General features: G+C 51.7%; 1 protein-coding gene. It reads left to right on the forward strand.

What is annotated here, in order from left to right; genetic code table 11:
- Nucleotides 1-72: 72 nt before the first annotated feature.
- Nucleotides 73-1,250, forward strand: a protein-coding gene (locus ACJHYW_RS25185; RefSeq protein WP_152895938.1) for an IS3 family transposase whose coding sequence is annotated in 2 segments (ribosomal slippage) — nucleotides 73-331 and nucleotides 331-1,250 — 1,179 coding nt in all. Because the reading frame shifts where the segments join, the coding sequence is not laid out codon by codon here.
- The last annotated feature ends 8 nt before the right edge of the window (nucleotides 1,251-1,258 follow it).

Below are 1,258 nucleotides of genomic sequence, written 5' to 3' on the forward strand. Positions count from 1 at the left end.
TGTAGTGGCACAGTAAATTTGGCCACCTGATTAAAGGTGATATTCTCACCTCAACACAAAACAGGTGACTTAATGAACAAGAAAACCAAACGTACTTTCACCCCTGAGTTCAGGCTGGAATGTGCACAGCTGATTGTTGATAAGGGCTATTCGTATCGACAAGCCAGTGAGGCGATGAATGTCGGTTCTACCACGCTTGAGAGCTGGGTACGTCAGCTCAGGCGAGAGCGCCAAGGTATTGCGCCTTCTGCAACACCCATTACCCCTGAACAGCAACGTATTCGCGAGCTGGAAAAGCAGGTTCGCCGACTGGAGGAACAAAATACGATATTAAAAAAGGCTACCGCGCTCTTGATGTCCGACTCACTGAACGGTTTACGATAGTTTCCAGACTGAGTGACAGCCACTCAGTTGTCAGCCTCTGTTCCGCACTGGGAATACACCGTAGCAGTTACCGGTACTGGCGAAAACGACGCGATACGGTTAATTCGGCTCGCGTCAGGTTGTGCAGCGAAATACGCCGGGCATGGAACCAGAGCCGGGGCTCTGCAGGCGCGCGCACGCTGGCTGAAATGCTGACCCAAAACGGCGTCCCGATGAGCCGTTATCGTGCCGGACGGCTGATGAAATACCTGAACCTGAGCAGTTGTCAGCCCGGAAAACATCAATACAAAAATGCCTGTCAGGAGCATACGTGTTTGCCGAATCTGCTCGAGCGTCAGTTCGCTGTACCGGAGCCAGACAGGGTATGGTGCGGAGATATTACGTATATCTGGGCAGGAAATCGCTGGTGCTATCTGGCGGTCGTCATGGATCTTTTTGCCCGCAGGGTTATCGGCTGGAGCCTGTCAGCGAATGCCGATACTGCACTGATAAGCAGTGCCTTGCGGATGGCGTATGAGGTGCGTGGTCAGCCGCGGGACGTCATGTTCCATAGCGACCAGGGAAGTCAGTATACAGGACTGAAATATCAACAGCTTCTCTGGCGTTACAGGATAAAGCAAAGTGTCAGCCGACGGGGAAACTGCTGGGATAACAGTCCTATGGAACGCTTCTTCCGCAGTCTGAAAACAGAATGGGTGCCGACGGATGGTTACGTAGGCAAGGACGAGGCCCGGCAACAAATTAGCGGTTATATCCTGAATTATTACAATAGCGTCAGGCCTCACCATTACAACGGTGGGTTGACGCCGGAAGAATCAGAGAACAGATACCGTTTTTACTGTAAAACCGTGGCCAATATTACTTGACCACTACA

This window comes from Escherichia sp. WS3063 (assembly GCF_046486595.1).
GTDB lineage: Bacteria > Pseudomonadota > Gammaproteobacteria > Enterobacterales > Enterobacteriaceae > Escherichia > Escherichia coli.